The following is a 19,361-nucleotide window of genomic DNA, read 5'->3' as shown; positions in this document are numbered from 1 at the left end:
CCCCCAGCACCGAAGCCGCCACCCCCGCCACCGGAGCCGGCACCGGAGCCGCCACCCCGGTCGCATCACCCCCCCTGCGCCTCACCGCCGACCTCCCCGCCGGCACCCGCGACCGCCTGGAACGCGCCGCCCACGCCGCCCGCGCCACCTGGGCCGAACTCCTCCTCGCCGCCACCGCCGGCTACCTGCACCGCCTCACCGGCACCGAGGACGTCCTGCTCGGCCTCCCGCTCGCCAACCGCCGCGGCCCCGCCGCCCTGCGCACCCCCGTCGCCACCGCCAACATCCTCCCGCTGCGCCTGGCCGTCCGCCCCGCCGACACCGCCGAGGCACTGCTGCGCCGGGTCGTCCGCGAACTGCGCGCCACCCGCCGCCACCAGCGCTACCCGCTGGAGGACCTGCGCCGCGACCTCGGCCTGACCGGCGAACGGCGCGCCCTGTACGGCCCGGTCGTCAACATCAAGGCCTTCGAGGGCGACCTCGACCTGGCCGGCCTGCCCGGCACCGTCCGCAACCTCGCCGCCGGCCCCGTCGACGACCTCGCCCTGAACGTCTCACCCGGCCCCGCAGGCGCCCTGCGCCTCACCCTCGACGCCGACCCGGCCCGCTACGACACCGCCTCGCTCGCCGCCCACCGCGACGGCCTGCTGCGCCACCTCGACGCCCTCGCCGACCTCCTGCTCACCGCCCCGGACACCCCGATCGCCCGGATCGACCTGCTCGACGCCGAGGGCATCCGGCGCGCCACCGAGGGCCGCGACGAACCGCCCGTCGACCGCACCCTGCCCGAACTCTTCGCCGCCCAGGCCGCCCGCACCCCGGACGCCGTCGCCGTCCGCAGCGGTGCCACCGCCCTCACCTTCGCCGAACTCGACGCCGCCGCCGACCGCCTCGCCCACCGCCTGGCCGCCCACGGCGTCCGGGCCGGCGCGCCCGTCGCCATCGCCCTGCCGCGCGGCACCGACACCCTCGTCGCCATGCTCGCCGTGCTCAAGGCCGGCGGCGCCTGCGTCAGCCTCGACCTCGCCCACCCCGCGCAGCGGCTCGCCGCCGTCCTCGACGACGCCCGCCCGGTCTGCGCGATCGGCGCCGCCGACGCCCTCGCCGGCCTCGGCCTGCCGCCGCACGTGCCCACCGTACGGCCCCAGGACGCCCCGCACACCGAGGGCGCCGAGAACGACCCCGCCGCCCCCCTCCCCGCCCCCCGGCTCGCCGACCCCGCCTACATCCTGCACACCTCCGGCTCCACCGGCCGCCCCAAGGGCGTCGTCGTCACCCACGCCTCGCTCGCCAACCTGCACGCCGGCCACGGCGAGGACCACATCGCCCCCGCCGTCCGCCGCACCGGCCGCGAGCGCCTGCGCGTCGCCCACAGCGCCTCCTTCGCCTTCGACGCCTCCTGGGACCCGGTGCTGTGGATGGTCCACGGCCACGAACTCCACCTGCTCGACGACGCCGCCTACCGCGACCCCGCCGCCCTCATCGCCCACCTCGACCGCGAACGCGTCGACTACCTCGACGTCACCCCCTCCTACCTCGAAGTCCTCCTCGCCGAAGGCCTGTTGGACGAAGGCCGGCACCACCCCGCCGTCATCGCGGTCGGCGGCGAAGCCACCCCGCCCGCCCTCTGGCGGCGCCTCGCCGCCACCCCCGGCGTGCACCCCGTCGACCTGTACGGCCCCACCGAGACCACCGTCGACGCCTACGCCTGGACACCCGGCCCGGACGGCACCCCCACCGGCCGGGTGGTGCGCGGCTCCCGCGCCTACGTCCTCGACGGCGCGCTGCGCCCCGTCCCCGAGGGCGCGATCGGCGAACTCCACGTCGCCGGCGCCTGCCTGGCCCGCGGCTACCTCGGCCGCCCCGACCTCACCGCCGAACGCTTCACCGCCGACCCCTACGGCCCGCCCGGCAGCCGGATGTACCGCACCGGCGACCTCGCCCGCCGCCGCCCGGACGGCACCCTCGAATTCCTCGGCCGCGCCGACGACCAGGTCAAGATCCGCGGCTTCCGGGTCGAACCCGCCGAGGCCGCCGCGGCCCTCGCCCAACTCCCCGGCGTCGCCCAGGCCGTGGTGATCGCCCGCCCCGGCCCGCACGGCAAGCGGCTGCTCGGCTACGCCGTCCCCGCCCCCGGCGCCACCCCGCACCCGGACGCGCTACGCGCCGCCCTCGCCGAACGGCTGCCCGCCCCACTCGTCCCCGACGCCGTCCTGCTGCTCGACGAACTCCCGCGCACCGCCCACGACAAGCTCGACCACCGCGCCCTGCCCGAACCCGGCACCACCGCCACCGGCGAACCCGCCGCCACCCCGCGGGAGGAGCAGGTCTGCGCCCTGTTCGCCGAACTCCTCGCCCTGCCCGAACCGCCCGGCCGCGACACCTCCTTCTTCGACCTCGGCGGCCACTCCCTGCTCGCCGGCCGCCTCGCCGCCCGACTGCGCGACACCCTCGCCGTGCCCGTCGCCTTCGCCGACGTCTTCCGCCACCCCACCCCCGCCGCGCTGGCCGCGCTGCTCGACCGCGACGACACCACCCCTGCCGCCGAACCGCGCCCCGCCCTGGAGCCCGTGCCGCGCACCGAGCGGATGCCGCTCTCACCCGCCCAGCGCGGACTCTGGTTCCTGCACCGCCTCCAGGGCCCCAACCCCACCTACAACATCCCGCTCGCCCTCACCCTCACCGGCCCGCTCGACCGCACCGCCCTCACCCTCGCCCTCGGCGACCTCACCGCCCGGCACGAGATCCTGCGCACCGTCTACGGCGAGCAGCCGGACGGCACCCCGTACCAGCGGGTGCTGCCCGCCACGCCCGTCGAACTGCACCACGGCACCGGCGAGTTGGCCGAAGCCGTCCAGCACCCCTTCGACCTGGTGAGCGAACCGCCGCTGCGCGCCACTCTGTTCGAGGAGGGGCCCGCGCGGCACACCCTGCTCCTGCTGCTCCACCACATCGCGAGCGACGGCGCCTCCACCACCCCGCTCGTCCGCGACCTGGCCGCCGCCTACACCGCCCGGCACGCCCGCCACGCCCCCGAACTCCCGCCGTCAGCCGTCCAGTTCCTCGACCACGCGGCCCGCCAGCGCGACCTGCTCGGCACGGCCGACAAGCCCGGACCGCTCGCCGTCCGACAGTCCGCGTACTGGCGCGCAGCCCTCGCCGGGCTGCCCGACCAGCTGGAACTGCCCACCGACCGCCCCCGCCCCGCCGTCGCCGGACACCACGGCGCCACCGCGCCCTTCACCCTCGACCCGGCCACCCACGCCGCCCTCGCCGCCCTCGCCGGCGCCGCCGGCAGCACCGTCTTCATGGCCGTCCAGGCCGGACTCGCCGCCCTGCTCACCCGGCACGGCTGCGGCACCGACATCCCCGTGGGCACCCCCGTCGCCGGGCGCGACGACGAGCAGACCGCCGACCTCGTCGGCTACTTCGTCAACTCCGTCGTCCTGCGCACCGACACCTCCGGCGACCCGACCTACCGCGAGCTGCTCACCCGCGTCCGCGACACCGTCCTCGCCGCCCACGAACACGCCGACCTGCCCTTCGACCGCCTGGTCGAGGAGCTCAACCCGCCCCGCTCGCTCGCCCGGCACCCGCTGTTCCAGGTGATGCTCGCCTGGCAGAGCCGCGCCGACGAGCCGGTGGACCTCGGCGGCGGCCTCACCGCCGAGATCGCCGCGATCCCCAGCGGCACCGCCAAGTTCGACCTCACCCTCAACGCCGGCGAACGGCCCGGCGGCGGCATCGGCGGCTTCCTCGAGTACCGCACCGACCTCTTCGACGCCGCCACCGCCGAAGCCCTCTGCGACCGCCTCGCCCGGCTCCTCACCGCCGCCGCCACCGCGCCCGACACCCCGATCGGCCGGCTGCCGCTGATCAGCGACGAGGAACGGCACCGCGCCCTGGTCGAATGGAACGGCGAACCGGCGCCGTCCCCGCCGGACGCCACCCCGCCGGACGTCACCCTGCCGGACCTCTTCGACGCCGCGGCCGCCGCCAACCCGCACGCCGTAGCCGTCAGTTGCGACGGCGAGCAGCTCGACTACACCGAACTCTCCGCCCGCGCCGAGCGTCTGGCCCGGCGGCTCGCCGCCCGGGGCATCGGCCCCGGCACCATCGTCGCCCTCGCCCTGCCGCGCTCCGTCCGCCTCGTCGTCGCCCTCCTCGCCGTCGCCAAGTCCGGCGCCGCCTACCTGCCGCTGGACCCCGACTACCCGGCCGACCGCCTCGCCTACATGCTGGCCGACGCCCGCCCCGCCGCCCTGCTCACCGACCGCGCCACCGCACCCCGGCTGCCCGCGCACGACGTTCCGCAACTCCTGGTCGACGAAGCGGAACCGGGCGAGCGGCCGGCCACCCCGCCGGGCCCGCTGGCCCAGCACGAACGCACCCGCCCGCTGCGCGCCGAGGACACCGCGTACGTCATCTACACCTCCGGCTCCACCGGCCGGCCCAAGGGCGTGCCCGTCACCCACCGCAACGTGGTCCGGCTGTTCACCGCCACCGACCACTGGTTCCACTTCGGCGCCGACGACGTCTGGACGCTCTTCCACTCCTACGCCTTCGACTTCTCCGTGTGGGAGCTGTGGGGCGCCCTGCTGCACGGCGGCCGCCTGGTCGTCGTCCCGCACCTGGTCAGCCGCGACCCGGCCGCCTTCCTCGACCTGCTCGCCCGCGAACGCGTCACCGTCCTCAACCAGACCCCGTCCGCGTTCCACCAGCTCGCCGCCGCCGACCGGGACCGCCCCGGCAGCGAACTCGCCCTGCGCTACGTCGTGTTCGGCGGCGAAGCACTCGAACTCGGCCGGCTCGACGACTGGTACGCGCGCCACCCCGAGAACGCGCCGACCCTGGTCAACATGTACGGCATCACCGAGACCACCGTGCACGTCTCCCACATCGCCCTCGACCGGGCGAGCGCCGCCGCCACCAGCAGCAGCACCATCGGCGTCAACATCCCCGACCTGCGCGTCTACGTCCTCGACCAGCACCTGCAGCCCGTCCCGCCCGGCGTCACCGGCGAGATGTACGTCGCCGGCGCGGGCCTCGCCCGCGGCTACCTCGGCCGCCCCGACCTCACCGCCACCCGCTTCGTCGCCGACCCGTACGCCGCGCTCTTCGGCGAGTACGGCACCCGGATGTACCGCTCCGGCGACCTCGCCCGGCGCCGCCCGGACGGCGTCCTGGAGTACTTCGGGCGCGCCGACCAGCAGGTCAAGCTGCGCGGCTTCCGGATCGAACTCGGCGAGATCGAAGCCGTGTTGGCCGCCCACCCGGCCGTCGCCGACGCCGCCGTGGTGGTCCGCGAGGACGCGCCGGGGGACCAGCGGCTGGTCGCCTACGTGGTCGGATCCGACTCGGGCCCCGGCACCAGCCCCGGTCCGTCGCCGGACGAACTGCGCGCCCACGCCGCCGCCGAACTGCCCGCCCACATGGTGCCCTCCGCCGTCGTCCCGCTGGAGCGCCTGCCGCTCACCGCCAACGGCAAGCTCGACCGCCGCGCCCTGCCCGCCCCCTCCGCGCCCGCCGGCGCAGTCGGCACCGGCCGCCCCCCGCGCAGCCCGCGCGAACAGCAGCTCTGCGAACTCTTCGCCGAGGCCCTCGGGTTGGCAGCGGTCGGCGTCGACGACGACTTCTTCGCCCTCGGCGGCCACTCCCTGCTCGCCGTCCGCCTCGCCGGGCGCATCCGCGACGTGCTCGGGATCGACCTCGGCATCGGCACCCTGTTCCAGGCCCCCACCCCGGCCGGCCTCGAAACGGCGCTCTCCGCCGGCGCGACCGCCGTCGACGCCCTCGACGTCCTCCTCCCGCTGCGGCCCGCCGCCCCCGGCCGTCCGGCGCCGCTGTTCGCCGTCCACCCCGCCGGCGGCCTCAGCTGGTGCTACACCGGACTGATCCGCCACCTGCCCGCCGACGTGCCGATCTACGGCCTCCAGGCCCAGGGCGTCGGCGCCGCCACCGCCGAACTCCCGCTGCCGCGCACGCTGGAGGAGCTGGCCGCGCACTACGCCGACCGGCTGCGCGAGGTCCAGCCCGAAGGCCCCTACCGGCTGCTCGGCTGGTCCACCGGCGGCATCATCGCCCACGCGCTCGCCGTCCGTCTCCAACAGCTCGGCCAGCACGTCGAGTTGCTCGCCATCCTGGACGCCTACCCGGCCGAGGGCTTCCGCGAGCTCCCCGTCCCCGACCAGGCCGAAGCCCTGGAGGCACTGCTCACCATGGGCGGCTTCGGGCCGGACGACCTCGCCGGTCAGCCGCTCGAACTCGACACCGTCAGCGCCCTGTTGCGCGGCGCCGGCAGCCCGCTCGCCGGCCTCGACGAGACCACCGTCGCCGCGCTCAACCGGATCTACCTGCACACCAACCACCTGGTGCGCGGCCACGACCACCGCCCCTTCGACGGCGACGTGCTGTTCTTCCGCGCCACCGTCGACACCATCGACGACACCCTGGTGCCCGAACTGTGGGCCCCGTACGTGACCGGGCGGATCGACAACACCGACGTCGCCTGCTCCCACAAGGACATGACCCTGCCCGACCCGATCGCGCACATCGCCCGCGTGATCGCCGACCGACTGGACGGAACCTCCGATGAGTGACGCGCCCGCCAACCCCTTCGACGCAGACGGCGACTTCCTCGCCCTCGTCAACGACCAGGGCCAGCACTCCCTCTGGCCCGCCTTCGCCGCCGTCCCCGCCGGCTGGGGCGTCGCCCACGGCCCGAGCGACCGCGCCACCGCCCTCGCCTGGATCACCGCCCACTGGACCGACCTGTGACCCCACCCGCCGTCGCTGCTCGCCCCCCGCTGGCGGGGCGGGCGGCCGTGGTCGTCGTCTACACCGCCGCGATGTGCATGAACGGCCTCGACTCCACCATCGTCAACCCGGCCCTGTACAGCATCGCCGAGGACTTCGGCCGCCCGCTCTCCGCCGCCAACGCCGTCGAGACCGCCTTCCTGGTCGGCCTCGCCCTCGGCCTGCCCGTCGCCGGCTGGCTCGGCGACCGGTACGGCGTCAAACGCGTCTTCCTCGGCGCGCTCGCCGCCTTCACCGCGGTCAGCGCGCTGTGCGCGGCCGCCCCCGGCCTCGGCTGGCTCGCCGCCGCCCGCGCCGTCCAGGGCGTGGCCGGCGGCCTGCTCTCCCCGGTCGGCACGACCCTGCTGTTCCGGGCCTTCGCCCCGCACGAACGGGCCGGCCTCGGCCGCATCCTGATCGTCCCCACCGCCCTGATGCCCGCCCTCGGGCCGCCGCTCGGCGGCTACCTCACCCAACACCTCTCCTGGCACTGGCTGTTCCTCGTCAACGTGCCGGTCGGCATCGCGGCGGTGGCCCTCGGCGCCGCCGCCCTGCGGACCGAGGACGAGCCGGCCGCCGGCCGCTTCGACACCACCGGCTCCCTGCTCGCCACCCCCGGCCTCGGCCTCCTCACCTACGCCCTCGGCTTCGGCCCCGCCCATGGCTGGACCTCCCCGGGCGTGGCCCTCTCCGGCCCGCTCGGCCTCGTCCTGCTGGCACTCGCCGTACGGCACCAACTGCGCGCCCCCGAACCGCTGGTGGACCTGCGCCTGCTCGCCGACCGCGGCTACGGCGCCGCCACCTGGCTCGCCCTGCTCACCTCCGCCGGCCTGATGGGCGCGCTCTTCGCCGTCCCCCTGCTCCACCAGGCCGCCCTCGGCGCCACCGCCCTCGACGCCGGGCTCAGCGTCTTCCCCGAGGCCATCGGCCTGATGGCCGCCTCCCAGGCCGTCGACCGACTGCTGCCCCGGCTCGGCCCCCGCCGCCTCGCCCTGCCCGCCCTGCTGCTCGCCGCGGCGGTGCTCGCCGGCCTCGGCTTCGCCGAGAACCCGTGGGCCGTACGGGCGTTGATGCTCGGCGTCGGGCTGATCCTGGGCACCGCCGTGCTCACCCTCCAGATCGCCGGCTTCGCCGACGTCCCGCCGCCCGCCATGGGCCGGGCGATGGGCCTGTTCACCATCGTCCGCACCCTCGGCGGAGCCCTCGGCATCGCCGCCGTCGCCGCCCTGATCGGCGCGTCCGGCGAGGACGGCGGCGTCACCCCCTACCGGCTCGCCCTCGCCCTCACGGCCGCCCTCGTCGCCGCCGGCGCACCGCTCGCGGCCCGGCTGCCCCGGCAGTGACCCCGGGTGGTCGTCCGTCCGGTCGCCGGCCCCGCCCGGACGGACGACACTCCTTCCCGCCCATGCCACCGGTGCGCCGACCGGCGTTCGCGTACGCGGTACTGTGACAGGAGCAGCGGAGGAGACCCGATGAACCCTGAGCACTATCGCCTTCTCGAGGAGGCCAGACGCAGCCTCCCAGAGGGCTACAAGGTCGAGTTGTCCGGCGACGTCATCGTGATGCAGGCATCGCCTTCCTCGATCCACCAGCTGAACCTCTCGATCGTGCAGCGCCAGTTCGAGCCGCACTGCCCCGCCGGCTACTTCCCGACCGGCAACAGCGACCTGGCCTCACCCGGGGTCGGCGCCGTCCGCAACCCGGACCTCACCTACCTGCCGGAAGACGTCATCGACCTGGAGGGGCACGACATCCCCGCCGAGCTCGCGCTGGTCGCGGTCGAGATCGTCTCCCCGTCCAACCCCGACAACGACTGGACGGGCAAGGTCCGCGACTACCCCCGCATGGGCTTCCCGCTCTACCTGATCGTCGACCCGCGACAGAAGACCGTCACGCTGTTCTCCGAGCCCAACCGCGACCGGTACCACACCCGCACCGAGCGGGAGTTCGGCGAGCGGATCCGCATCCCCGAGCCGTTCGGCTTCGAGCTGGACCTGTCCCGGCTGGTCCCCTACCGGGACTGACCCCGCCCGGGCGCGCCGCCCGGGTCAGCGCGCTCCGAGCAGGTGGGCGAGGCCGTCCGCCAGGCCGCCGCGCCAGCAGGCGTAGTCGTGGCCGCCGTTGAACTCGCGGTACTCGACGTCGTATCCGCGCGCCACGAGTACGTCCCGCAGGTGGCGGTTCTGGGCGAGCAGCATCCACTCCTGCAGCCCGACCTCCAGGTAGAACCGGGCCTCGCGCCGGGCGGCGACGGCGAACTGCCGGGTGAGCCACTCGCTGCCCTCGTCGAACTCCGTCTCGTCCGGCCACCAGAAGGAGCCGGACTGGGAGAGCGCGTTGCCGAACCGGTCCGGGCGGCGGAACGCGGCGAAGGCGGCGGTGAGGCCGCCCGCGCTCTGGCCGGCGACCACGGTGCGGGCGGGATCGAGGGGCGTGCCGAACTCGCTCTGTGCCCAGGGGAGTAGCCGGTCGGCGAGCAGGTCGACGAAGTCCGGGTTGCAGCTCAGGTCGTCCGGGCGCCGCGGGCCCATGGTGTGGACGAGCAGGGCGGCGGCCCGGGGGATCGCCCCGTCCGCCGTCAGGTTGTCGAAGGTGTCGCCGACCGACAGCACCCCGCCCCACATCTCCCCGTCCAGCAGCACCGCCACCGCCTCCAACGGGCCTTCCCCGGGCGGGAGGTGGACGTCGACGCGACGACCGTCGACCTCATGGGCCGTGGTCCGTCCGCGCGCCACGTCCTCGCGCCGCCGCACGTACGGCTGGGCGGGCGCGTCGGGCAGGCTGAGCACCGACGAGGGGTGGCGGCCGTCGCGCGCGGGGAGCAGGAGTCCGTCCGCGCCGTGCGGGTCGGGCACGGCCCCGTCGAGGACGCGCAGCCAGTCGGCCCGGCTCGTGCCCGGGGCCGCGCCCCGGAAGGGGTACAGCTGGTAGGACGCCCGGTGGTCGGCGCGCAGCCGGTAGGTGATCGACCACGAGCCGTCGATCTGACGGTGCATCAGATGCGGTGTCAGGTCGCCGGAGTGCCGGTCCTTGTCGGTGACGGTGTGCAGCAGCGCCAGCACCCCGTCGTACTCCTGCTCGCCGGCGTACCGGAAGGTGACCAGCCGGTACGCCGGGTCGTCCGGATCGGGGGCGACGGTCGGGGACGAAGTCTTCAAGTCCACTACTCCTCAAGTCGACTCATGTCGATTCATGTCGATGCGTGCCGATTCACGCGACGCTGTCGCGTCCGCGCCGCCCGAGCAGCACCCACAGCAGGAAGGGGCCGCCGAGCACGGTGGTGACGATGCCGACCGGGATCTCGACGCCGCCGATCAGGACCCGCCCGACGGTGTCCGCGACCACCACGAGCAGGGCTCCGGTGAGCGCCGAGCCGACGACGGGCACGCGGGCCGGTCCGGCCAGCCGTCCGGCGATGACGGGCGCGGCGAGCGCCACGAACCCGACCGGCCCGCACACGCCGACCGCCAGTCCGGCGAGCGCCACGGACAGCAGCAGGCAGGCGAGGCGCACCCGCCCGGGGTCGACGCCGAGCGAGGCGGCGACGCTGTCGTCGAAGCGCAGGACGGCCAGTCGCCGCGCGGCGACGAGCGCGAGCGGCACCAGCACCGCGAGCCCGACGAGGACGGGTGTGGCGATCTCGTAGTCCCGCCCGTTGAGGCTGCCGGAGGTCCACACGTACAGCGAGCCGGCCGAGTTGAGTGAGCGGCGGGCCATCGCGACCTGGATGACGGAGGAGGCGAGCGCGGACATGGCCAGCCCGACGACCAGCACCCGAAGGCCGCGGGCGCCGAGGCCGCCGGAGGCGAGGGTGACGACGAGGACGGCGACGAGCGCGCCGAGCGGCCCGGCCCACCAGGCGCCGAAGGTGCCGGCGGTGCCGGCGGAGATGAGGACGGCGGCGGTGGCGCCGTCGTTGACGCCGAGGAGTTCGGGGGTGGCGAGGCGGTTGCGGGCGAGGGTCTGGGTGAGGCAGCCGGCGAGGCCGAGGGCGGCTCCGGCGGCGAGTCCGGCGACGATCCGGCCGAGGCGGAACTTCTGGACGAGCAGCACGTCGAGCCGGTCGCCGTAGCCGAACACGGCCTGGAAGGTGCGGCCGAGGTCGAGTTCGCTCTGCCCGGCGTGCGCGGAGACCACGACGGCGGCGAGCAGCACCGCGGCCAGGCCGAGCGAGGCGAGCAGTGCCCGGCGGGGGACGAGCAGCGACCACGCGCCGTACCGCAGGGCCGAGTCCGGCTTGGCGGCGGGTGGTTCGGGCCGCCGTGCCGGTGGCGGGGCGTCGGCGGCGGGGTCGGTGAGGGCGAGGGCGGCGGAGCGCCGGGAGCGGACGATGGCGATCAGCGCGGGGGCGCCGATCAGCGCGACGATCACGGACACCGGCGCCTCGAACGGCCGGGCCACCACGCGGGCGAGCACGTCCGAGCCGGTGAGCACGGCGGCGCCGAACAGTGCGGCGAGCAGGGTGAGTTGTCCGATCCGGGGGCCGGCGACGGTCCGGGCGAGGAACCCGGAGAGCAGTCCGAGGAAGGCGACCGGGCCGGCGAGGGCGACGGCGGAGGCGGTCAGCAGGGTGACGCCGAGGGCGACGGCGGCCCGGGTGGCGCCGGGCCGGTGGCCGAGGCCGCGGGCGAGGTCGTCGCCGAGGGCGAGCGCGGTGAGCGGCCGGGTGGTGAGCAGGGCGAACAGGAACCCGAGGGCCAGCACGGGCGCGAGCTGGCGCAGCGTCGTCCAGCCCTCGACCCCGGCGAGCGAGCCGAGCACCCAGACGCGGTACCGCTCGTACGCCTCGGGGGAGTTGACGACCAGGACGTCGGTGAGGCCGCGGAAGACGGCGGCGACGGCGGAGCCGCCGAGCACGAGTCGGATCGGCGAGCCGCCGCCCCGGCTGCCCGCGACCAGCAGCACCAGGACGCTGGCGAGCACGGCGCCGCCGAAGGCGAACGCGAGGTAGCCGTACGAGGTCTGGACGCCGAGGACGGCGACGGCGAGGACGACGCCGAGCGAGGCGCCGGCGTTGACGCCGAGCAGGCCGGTCTCGGCGAGCGGGTTGCGGGTGACGGACTGCAGTTGGGCGCCGGCGACGCCGAGCGCGGCGCCGACGAGCAGCGCGGTGACGGTGCGCGGCAGTCGCAAGTCGCCGACGACGAGGGCGAGTCGGCTGTCGGCGCGGGCGCCGTCGCGGTTGAGCAGGTAGTCCAGGACCCGGCCGGGGCCGACCTCGCCGGCGCCGATGGACAGCGAGAGCGCGGCGAGCACGAGCAGGAGCGCGAGCGCCCCGGCGGCGACCGCCCAACCGGTGCGGCGGCGGTCGGGCGGCGGGGGTGGCGGGGCGCCCGGAACGGCTCCCGGGGCCGCGTCCGGCGGGGTGGCGGCGGACGCTTCGTGGACGCCCACTTGCGACGGTGTCATAAGGTAAGGCTAACCTAATGGTCGAGCCGCCCCGGTTGCTCCCCGCCGCCGCCCGCGGCGCCGGGCCGGCCCGTCCGCGTGCGGGCCGCGCACCAGCTCCCGCGCCAGTTCTCTGATCAATTCCCGTACCACCGTTGCCCGGAGGCACCCATGCCGTTCGCCCGTCGCCCGCTCAGCCCCGTCCGTCGCCGCCGCGCGGCCCGGGCGTTGGCCGTCACCGGGGCGGCCGCCCTGCTGCTCGCGGGCTGCGGATCCTCCGGCTCGTCCTCCTCCTCGGCCGGCGGCTCCCCGGCGGCCGCCGGCGGCAAGCGCACCGTCAAGGACGCCACCGGCAAGGCCGTCGAGATCCCCGCCGAGCCCCAGCGGATCGTCACCCTCACCCAGGAGGACCTGGACGCGGTGCTCGCCCTCGGCGTCAAGCCGGTCGGCATCACCAACGGCCAGGGGCTGGCCGAGCCGCCCGCCTACCTGAAGGACCGGGTGCAGGGCGTCCCCGTCGTCGGCAACCTGCTGCAGCCCGTACTGGACAAGGTGGTTGCCGCCAAGCCCGACCTGATCCTGGCCGGCGACATGCAGGACGAGCAGATGCTCAAGCAGCTGCGCGAGATCACCCCCGCCACCCTCGTCACCATGGCGCCCACCGACGACTGGAAGCTCGCCTTCCGCGGCATCGGCAACGCCGTCAACAAGCTCGACCAGGCCAACAAGGTCATCACCGATTACGAGGCCAAGGCCGCGAAGGCCGGCGGCGACCTCGGCAAGAACAAGGGCGCCGCCGTCTCCATCGTCCGCTGGAACCCCACCGGCCCCAGCTGGATGGAGAAGAAGCAGTTCGCCAGCGGCGTCGCCCTCGACATGGGCCTCACCCGCCCGGCCGCCCAGGACAAGGACGGCAACGCGCACAGCCCCGCGCTCAGCCTGGAGAAGCTCAACGAGATCGACGGCGACTGGCTGTTCCTGTCCACCCTCACCGACGACGGCAAGGCCGCGCTCAAGGACGTCCAGTCCAAGCCCGCCTACCGGGAGTTGAACGCCGTGAAGAACAACCGCGCCGTCACCGTGGACGGTTCGGTCTGGTCCACCCGGGGCGGCCCGCTCGCCGCCGACGCCGTGATCGGCGACTTCACCAAGGCGCTCGGCGCCTCGGCCTCCTGACCACCCCGCCTACTACTAGAGGCACTCCATGGAGTTGACGATCCAGGGGCTCGGCGCCGGCTACGGCCCCGGCCGCCCCGTACTCGGCGGCGTGGACCTCACCGTCCCCGCCGGGCAGGTGGTGGCGGTGGTCGGCCCGAACGGCTGCGGCAAGTCCACCCTCCTGCGTGCCGCGGCCCGGCTGCACCGGCCGGACGCCGGGCGGGTGCTGGTCGGCGGCGAGGACCTCTGGCGGCTGCGCCCGCGCCAGGCCGCCCACCGGGTCGCGCTGCTGCCGCAGAGCCCGCAGGCACCCGAGGCGGTCACCGTCGAAGGGCTGGTGCGCTACGGCCGACACCCGCACCAGGGCCTGTTCCGGCAGTGGTCGCCCGACGACGAACGGCTGACCGCCGAGGCCCTGCGCGCCACCGGCGTCCAGGAGTTGGCCGGCCGGCGGCTCGACCGCCTCTCCGGCGGCCAGCGACAGCGCTGCTGGCTGGCCATGGTGCTCGCCCAGGACGCGCCCGTGGTGCTGCTCGACGAGCCGACCAGCGCGCTCGACCTCGGGCACGCCGTCGAGGTGCTGGAGCTGGTCCGACAGGTCGCCGCGGGCGGGCGGACCGTCGTCATGGTGCTGCACGACCTCGCGGCGGCGGCCCGGTACGCGGACCTCGTGGTCGCGCTGCGCGACGGCGCGGTGGTCGCCTGCGGGCCGCCGCGCGAGGTGGTGGACGCGGCGCTGGTGCGGGCGCTGTACGACATCGACAGCCACGTGCTCGCCGCGCCGGGGGACGGGGCGCCGGTGATCGTGCCGCGGGCGCCTGCGGTCGTTCCGCTCGCGCCGGCGGTTCTTCCGCTCGCGCCGGCGGTCGTGCCGGGGGCACCGGCCGCCTCGGCCGGGGGCTGACGCCCGCCCACCTCCGTACGCCTTCCCGCCCGGCGGCCCGGTACGGCCCGTTCCGTCCCGGGGCGCCGGGCGGTCGCGCGTCCCGAACCGGGCCGCGCGGCCGATTCGTTCACCCGTGCGAGCGGTTTGAACTCCGCGGGCCCCGAAGAGCGCCATCCCGCCCCTCCCGCTGTCAGTGGGCGTCGCTACGTTCCTGGCATCGCTGATCAGCAGGCGATCAGGACGCGCAATTCCGGTGGGACCGGTGGGAGGAGAACGGCCGTGGCATGGGTGGAGACGGGCGCGGGGGGCTACCGCGTCACGCTGGACGCGGAGGGCAGGGTGGCGTGCCGCAACGCGGCGGGGCGCACGCTCAAGTCCCTCCCGCCGAAGCTCAACGGCGACCCGGCGGTCACCCAACTCAAGCAGCTCGCCGAATGGCTGGGCGCCCACGAGCGGCGCTGCCTGGCGGACGTCGAGCGCTGGATGGTGCGCTCGCTGCCGGTGCCCGCCGCCGTGCTCACCGAGGTGTGGGCCGACGAGGCCTGGCAGGCCGTCCTGCGGGACGTGGTGGTCACCGGGGTCGACGGCGAGGTCGCCGGCTTCCTGCGCGGCGCGGACGCCGAACGCGGCCTCGGCCTGGTCGACCTGGACGGCGACACCGTCCGGCTGACGGCCGCCGAGGTCCTGATACCCCACCCGGTCCTGCTGCCGGACCTCGACGAGCTGCGCGAGTTCGCCGTCGAACTCGGCGTCTCCCAGCGCGTCCGGCAGCTCTACCGCGAGGTCTGGCACAAGCCGGCCGGGCCGCTGCCGGGCACCGCGGTCGACGAGTTCGCCGGCGGCCGCTACCGGGAGCTGCGCGAACTGCGCGGCCGCTGCGACCGGCTCGGCTGCCGGGTGCGCGGCGGGTCCGCCGTCCAGCCGGTCAGCGAGGGCGGCCGCACCGTCGAGGCCCGGGTCTGGGTCGGCGACTACTACGACTACGACGCCTGCGAGACCGGCACGCTCAGCTGGGCCGGCCCGGACGGCCGGGCGCTGCCGCTGACCGAGGTCGGGCCGGTCGCCTGGTCCGAGGGCATGCGCATGGCCGCCGCGCTGTACGCGGGCCGCACGATCGAAGGGGAGGACGCCGCATGACCGCCACCACCGCGACCACGACCGGCGCGACCACGGCCACCGCCGCCACGACCGGCGCGACCACGGCCACCGCAGTCGGCACCGGCACCCGCGCCGACCGGGCGCGGGCCCGCCACGAGGCCCTGCTCGACGCGGGCGCCGTGCTGCCCGCCGGCACCCTGCCCGACGCCGGCCGCCCGGACAGCGCCGCCGACGTGCTCACCGCCCGCACCTACACCCACCCCGCGCTGGACGGCCGCCGGATCGTCCGGCTCGTCCCCGGCGCCCTCGGCGCGGCCGAGGACGCCGCCCTCGACTTCCTCGGCCTCACCCCCGCCGGCCCGCCCGCCGACGTCGGCCAGGTCCGCCAGGAGGCGCTCGGCTTCCCCGCCTGGGCCCTCGTCAACGACCCGGCCAACGGCCACCACGCGCTCGCCCTGGTCAAGGAGACGGAGCGGCTGGCCCGGCAGGTCAAGTCCAAGCCGGGCGCCGCCAAGGACGGCTTCGCCGCGCTCGCCACCCGCCTCGGCCGCGCCGTGCCGCACTTCCTGCCCACCTTCTGCGAGGAGGTCGGCCGGATCTTCCTCGCCCAGGGCAACCAGGCCTACGCCGCCACCTGGTTCGGCAAGGCCCGCGAGGCCGAGCGCACCCACGGCCTCGGTGTCGACGAGGAGCGGCTGCGCGCCGTCTTCCTGGAGTTCGCCCTGGCCGGCGCCCTCACCGTCAAGGAACTGCGCCAGTACGTCAAGGAACTGTCCACCAGGCTCGACCCGCACACCGCCTGGCAGCGCTTCCGCCAGCTCTGCACCGAGCGCTCCACCGCCGGCATGGCTCCGTACGCCGGGGTCGCCGAGGACGCCCGCGCCCTGCTCCGGGCCGCCGGGCTCGACCGCGGCACGCACGAACAGGCCCTGCTCGCCGAGTTGTTGGAATCCCCGGCGATCAACCGGGCGCCCGCCGCGTTCTGGAAGTCCTGGCACGGCCCGCTGGTCCGGCTCGGGCGCCGCGAGGAGGCCGTCCGACGCCGCCTGCTCGACCTGCTGCCCGCCCCGGACGGCGGCGACGCCGCCGCGCACGACGCCGCCTGGCTCGCCCTGCTCGCCGAGACCGGCGCCGAGGCCGGGCTCACCGGGCCCCGCCGCGCCGACGAGGAGCCCGGCGCGGCCGCGGCCTGGCTCCAGCGCTGGGCCCGGCACACCCGCCGCGGCTGGCGCACCCGGTCCGACACCGCCGCCACCCTCGCCCTGGCCGGCCGGATGACCGAGCGCCTGCGCGCCGACGCCGTCCCCGTCGACCTGTTCGCCGACCGCGGCGGCGACCTGGCCGACCTCGACCTGCTGGACCACCTGCTGGCCGCCGGCGTGCCCGTCGCCGACCCGCCCGCCGGCCGCGCCCTCGGCGTCAAGCACTGGGCCGACCACTGCGGCCCCGGCAGCGCCCGCCTGCGCGCCGTCGCCGCCGACCCGCGCTACCGGCCGCTGCTGCGCGACGCCACCCCGCCCGCCTGGGTGACCGCCGTCACCCGCAAGGCGCCCGCCGTCCCGGTGCTGCGCACGCTGATGGCCGAGTGGGCCGAGGTCCGGGCCGACGAACTCGCCGCCGTCCGGGGCCTGGCCGGCGCCGCCGACCTGGTCCGCTCGCTCAGCCCCTACCGCACCGCCATCCGCGGCATCGCCCCGGCCGCCGCCGAGCGGATCGCCGCCCTCGACGTCGCCGGACTGCTCGCCCGGGCGCTCGCCGCCGGCATCCTCGACGAACTCGGCTGGCCCGCCCTCGAAGACGCCCTCGCCACCCTCGCCGACCCGGCCGACGCCAGTACCCCCGCCGACCCGGGCACCTCCGCAGGCCCCGGCACCCCCGCCGACCCGGGCACCGCCGCCTCGACGGCCACCGCCCGCAACGCCGCCACCCCCGGCTTCCACGGCCCGGCCCTCGACGGCCTGATCGTCGAGGACGCCTGGCCGTGCCTGATCCTCGCCCGCGGCGACCGCGCCGTCGTCGTCGGCCCGCAGGGCACCGTGCTGGAACACACCCTGCGCGTCCCCGAGCCGGACCACCGCTGGAACCGCCCCCGACTGCGCTTCGTCGACGGCGAACTCCTCGTCGCCTGGCAGCAGGACGGCAAACAGGTCGGCTACTGGTCCGGCCGCCCCGACCAGATCCTCGAACTCGGCGGCGAGACCATCACCGGCTACCACTACGGCGACCGGCGGCCCGAACCGCCCTCCCTCCCGCTGCCCGGCGGCGGCCGCACCACCGGCGAACGCCCGCTGCACGCCGGCGACACCCGGCTGCCGTCCGAACACCGCGTCCTCGGCGACGGCACCGGCCACTGGACGCTGCGCCCCGGAGACGGCGACCCCGCCCCGCGCGAACTCGACCCGCACACCGGCACCCTGGGCCGCGCCGCCGAACCGCCCGTGATCGCAGCCTCCGCCGCGGCCGGCCGGCTCGCCGCGCGCAACACCCGGCTGCTGCCGCTCCAACCCGGCCTGGAAGGCACCCCGCTCGGCACCGACGGCACCGTCCTCGGCGGCTGGGTCCGGATCGACCCCGACCGGACGGCCACCGCCGTCACCCCGGACGGACAGCACATCACCCTGCCGATCACCGGCCCGCACCCGGACACCGTCCCGGTCGGCCGACTCGCCCTGCCCGGCGCCGGCCGACCGGCCGTCACCGAGACCTCCGGCGACACCCTCGCCCTCACCCTGCCCGACCTCGCCACGGCCACCGACCGCACCGCCGACCTGCGGCCGTGCCGCGCCGGCGACCTCTCCGCCGCCGGCACCGCCCTCGTTCCACCGCTCGACCACTGGCACGCCCTGCGACCCCGCGACGAAGCCGGCTCCCGCGCCCTGCGCGGCGTCGACCCCGAACAGGCCGCCCGACTGATCGACGCCGCCTGGCCCGTCGACACCCAACCCGTCGACACCCAACCCGTCGACACCCAACCCGTCGACACCCGGCCCGTCGACACCCGGCCCGTCCCCGAGGACGACCGGCGCTGGCTCACCGTCCAGGGCGTACGGCGCCCCATCGCCCAGCACAACGAGCCGACCCGCAGCAGCCTGCCCGTCCCCGCCGTCGCCGCCCTGCTGCCCGAGGTCACCCACCCGCTGCTGCTCGCCGGCGTCGCCGGACTCGCCCGCGCCGCCGCCGACCTGCTCGACGGCATCGCCCGGTTCGTGCCGCAGCCCGAAGCCGAACGGCCCGACCGGGCCCAGACCCCCGAGTACCGCCCCGACCACGGCCGCGACCAGCAACTGCAGGACGCCGTCACCGCCCTGCTGCCCGACATCCCCGGCTTCGGCTCCGGCTGGCTCATCCGCGACCGCTGGTGGACGCTCAACAACCTGCGCACCGTCCTCGCCGTCCTCGCCGACCCGCCCGCCACCACCGACACGAGCGAGGGCCAGGCCGACGGCTGGTCCGCCGCCCCCGCCAGGATCACCCTGCGCGGCGGCGACGGCGGCCACGGCTGGCTCCACCTGCTCGGCCTGCTCCACGTCCTCGCCCAGGCCGTCGCCAACCCGCTCACCGAACCCGCCCACCGCTCCTCGCTCGTCGAACTCCTCGGCGAACTCACCAAGGGCCCGCTCGCCGACCGCGGCGACACCCTGCGCGAACTCGTCCTCAGCGAGCCCCACCGGCCCGCCACCGACCCGCGCCCCGCCGACTTCCGCCAGGGCCAGGTGCTGCGCCACGGCGACCGCACCGTCGTCATCCTCGGCTACCGCACCCACCAGAACGGCGCCATCCACTGGCTCGCCGTCGACCACGACCCGAGCGGCCGCTTCGGCCCCGTCGCCCACTTCACCACCGTCCGGGAGCGCCGCACCGAGGAACGGATCAGCGCCGCCTGGGTCCAGAAGTTCTGGAGGGTCGCCGCCCTGCGCGGCAGCGTCCCCTGGGACCGGGCCCGGGCCACCGCCTTCGCCGAACTCACCGGCATCGGCACCGCCCGCGCCACCCTGCTGCTCTCCCCGTCCGCCCCCCTCCTCCACTGCGACAACAC

Annotated in this window: 10 protein-coding genes; 8 read left to right on the top strand and 2 right to left on the bottom strand. The window is 76.2% G+C overall.

Annotated elements, in window-relative coordinates:
- The 4 genes from VM95_RS34165 to VM95_RS34150 form a co-directional block, all read left to right on the top strand.
- On the top strand, positions 1 to 6,599 hold a 6,599-nt coding region (locus VM95_RS34165; protein ID WP_052707744.1), incomplete at its 5' end, for an amino acid adenylation domain-containing protein.
- Positions 6,592 to 6,777 carry an MbtH family protein gene (locus VM95_RS34160; protein ID WP_045704387.1) on the top strand — a complete coding sequence of 62 codons (186 nt, stop codon included), beginning with the start codon at positions 6,592 to 6,594 and terminating at the stop codon, positions 6,775 to 6,777. The genes VM95_RS34165 and VM95_RS34160, both read left to right, overlap by 8 nt.
- A complete protein-coding gene (locus VM95_RS34155; RefSeq protein WP_045704391.1) occupies positions 6,774 to 8,138 on the top strand; it encodes a DHA2 family efflux MFS transporter permease subunit in 1,365 nt (454 codons plus the stop codon). The genes VM95_RS34160 and VM95_RS34155 overlap by 4 nt, the downstream gene beginning before the upstream one ends.
- A 129-nt stretch (positions 8,139 to 8,267) precedes the next feature.
- A complete protein-coding gene (locus VM95_RS34150) occupies positions 8,268 to 8,819 on the top strand; it encodes a Uma2 family endonuclease (protein ID WP_045704385.1) in 552 nt (183 codons plus the stop codon).
- 24 nt (positions 8,820 to 8,843) lie between these two features.
- On the opposite strand, the gene VM95_RS34145 is transcribed toward VM95_RS34150, so the two are convergent.
- Positions 8,844 to 9,953 (bottom strand): alpha/beta hydrolase-fold protein, encoded by a 1,110-nt coding sequence (locus tag VM95_RS34145; protein WP_052707743.1) that lies wholly within the window; start codon positions 9,951 to 9,953, stop codon positions 8,844 to 8,846.
- Positions 9,954 to 10,005: 52 nt separating this feature from the next.
- Positions 10,006 to 12,204, bottom strand: coding sequence for a Fe(3+)-hydroxamate ABC transporter permease FhuB (gene fhuB / locus VM95_RS34140; protein ID WP_045704383.1), 2,199 nt, complete (start codon positions 12,202 to 12,204; stop codon positions 10,006 to 10,008).
- Positions 12,205 to 12,354: 150 nt separating this feature from the next.
- Here fhuB and VM95_RS34135 point away from each other — a divergent pair, with 150 nt between their 5' ends.
- The 4 genes from VM95_RS34135 to VM95_RS34120 all read left to right on the top strand — a co-directional run.
- Positions 12,355 to 13,359, top strand: a complete 1,005-nt coding sequence (locus tag VM95_RS34135; RefSeq protein ID WP_045704381.1) for an ABC transporter substrate-binding protein — start codon at positions 12,355 to 12,357, stop codon at positions 13,357 to 13,359.
- A gap of 28 nt (positions 13,360 to 13,387) precedes the next feature.
- A complete protein-coding gene (locus VM95_RS34130) occupies positions 13,388 to 14,245 on the top strand; it encodes an ABC transporter ATP-binding protein (RefSeq protein WP_045704379.1) in 858 nt (285 codons plus the stop codon).
- 261 nt (positions 14,246 to 14,506) lie between these two features.
- Positions 14,507 to 15,364 (top strand): DUF4132 domain-containing protein, encoded by an 858-nt coding sequence (locus tag VM95_RS34125; protein WP_045704377.1) that lies wholly within the window; start codon positions 14,507 to 14,509, stop codon positions 15,362 to 15,364.
- Positions 15,361 to 19,361: hypothetical protein (locus VM95_RS34120; RefSeq protein WP_045704375.1), on the top strand; the 4,001-nt coding region annotated here is incomplete at its 3' end. The genes VM95_RS34125 and VM95_RS34120, both read left to right, overlap by 4 nt.

Source organism: Streptomyces rubellomurinus, assembly GCF_000961885.1.
Taxonomy (GTDB): domain Bacteria; phylum Actinomycetota; class Actinomycetes; order Streptomycetales; family Streptomycetaceae; genus Kitasatospora; species Kitasatospora rubellomurina.
The sequence above is the reverse complement of the archived record's forward strand: the minus strand, read 5'-3'. Positions and strand labels throughout refer to the sequence as shown.

Excerpts from the sequence above, each read along its gene's own strand:
- VM95_RS34160 (WP_045704387.1), top strand. The coding sequence starts at position 6,592 with ATGAGTGACGCGCCCGCCAACCCCTTCGACGCAGACGGCGACTTCCTC.
- VM95_RS34150 (WP_045704385.1), top strand. The coding sequence starts at position 8,268 with ATGAACCCTGAGCACTATCGCCTTCTCGAGGAGGCCAGACGCAGCCTC.
- fhuB (WP_045704383.1), bottom strand. The coding sequence starts at position 12,204 with ATGACACCGTCGCAAGTGGGCGTCCACGAAGCGTCCGCCGCCACCCCG.
- VM95_RS34135 (WP_045704381.1), top strand. The coding sequence starts at position 12,355 with ATGCCGTTCGCCCGTCGCCCGCTCAGCCCCGTCCGTCGCCGCCGCGCG.
- VM95_RS34130 (WP_045704379.1), top strand. The coding sequence starts at position 13,388 with ATGGAGTTGACGATCCAGGGGCTCGGCGCCGGCTACGGCCCCGGCCGC.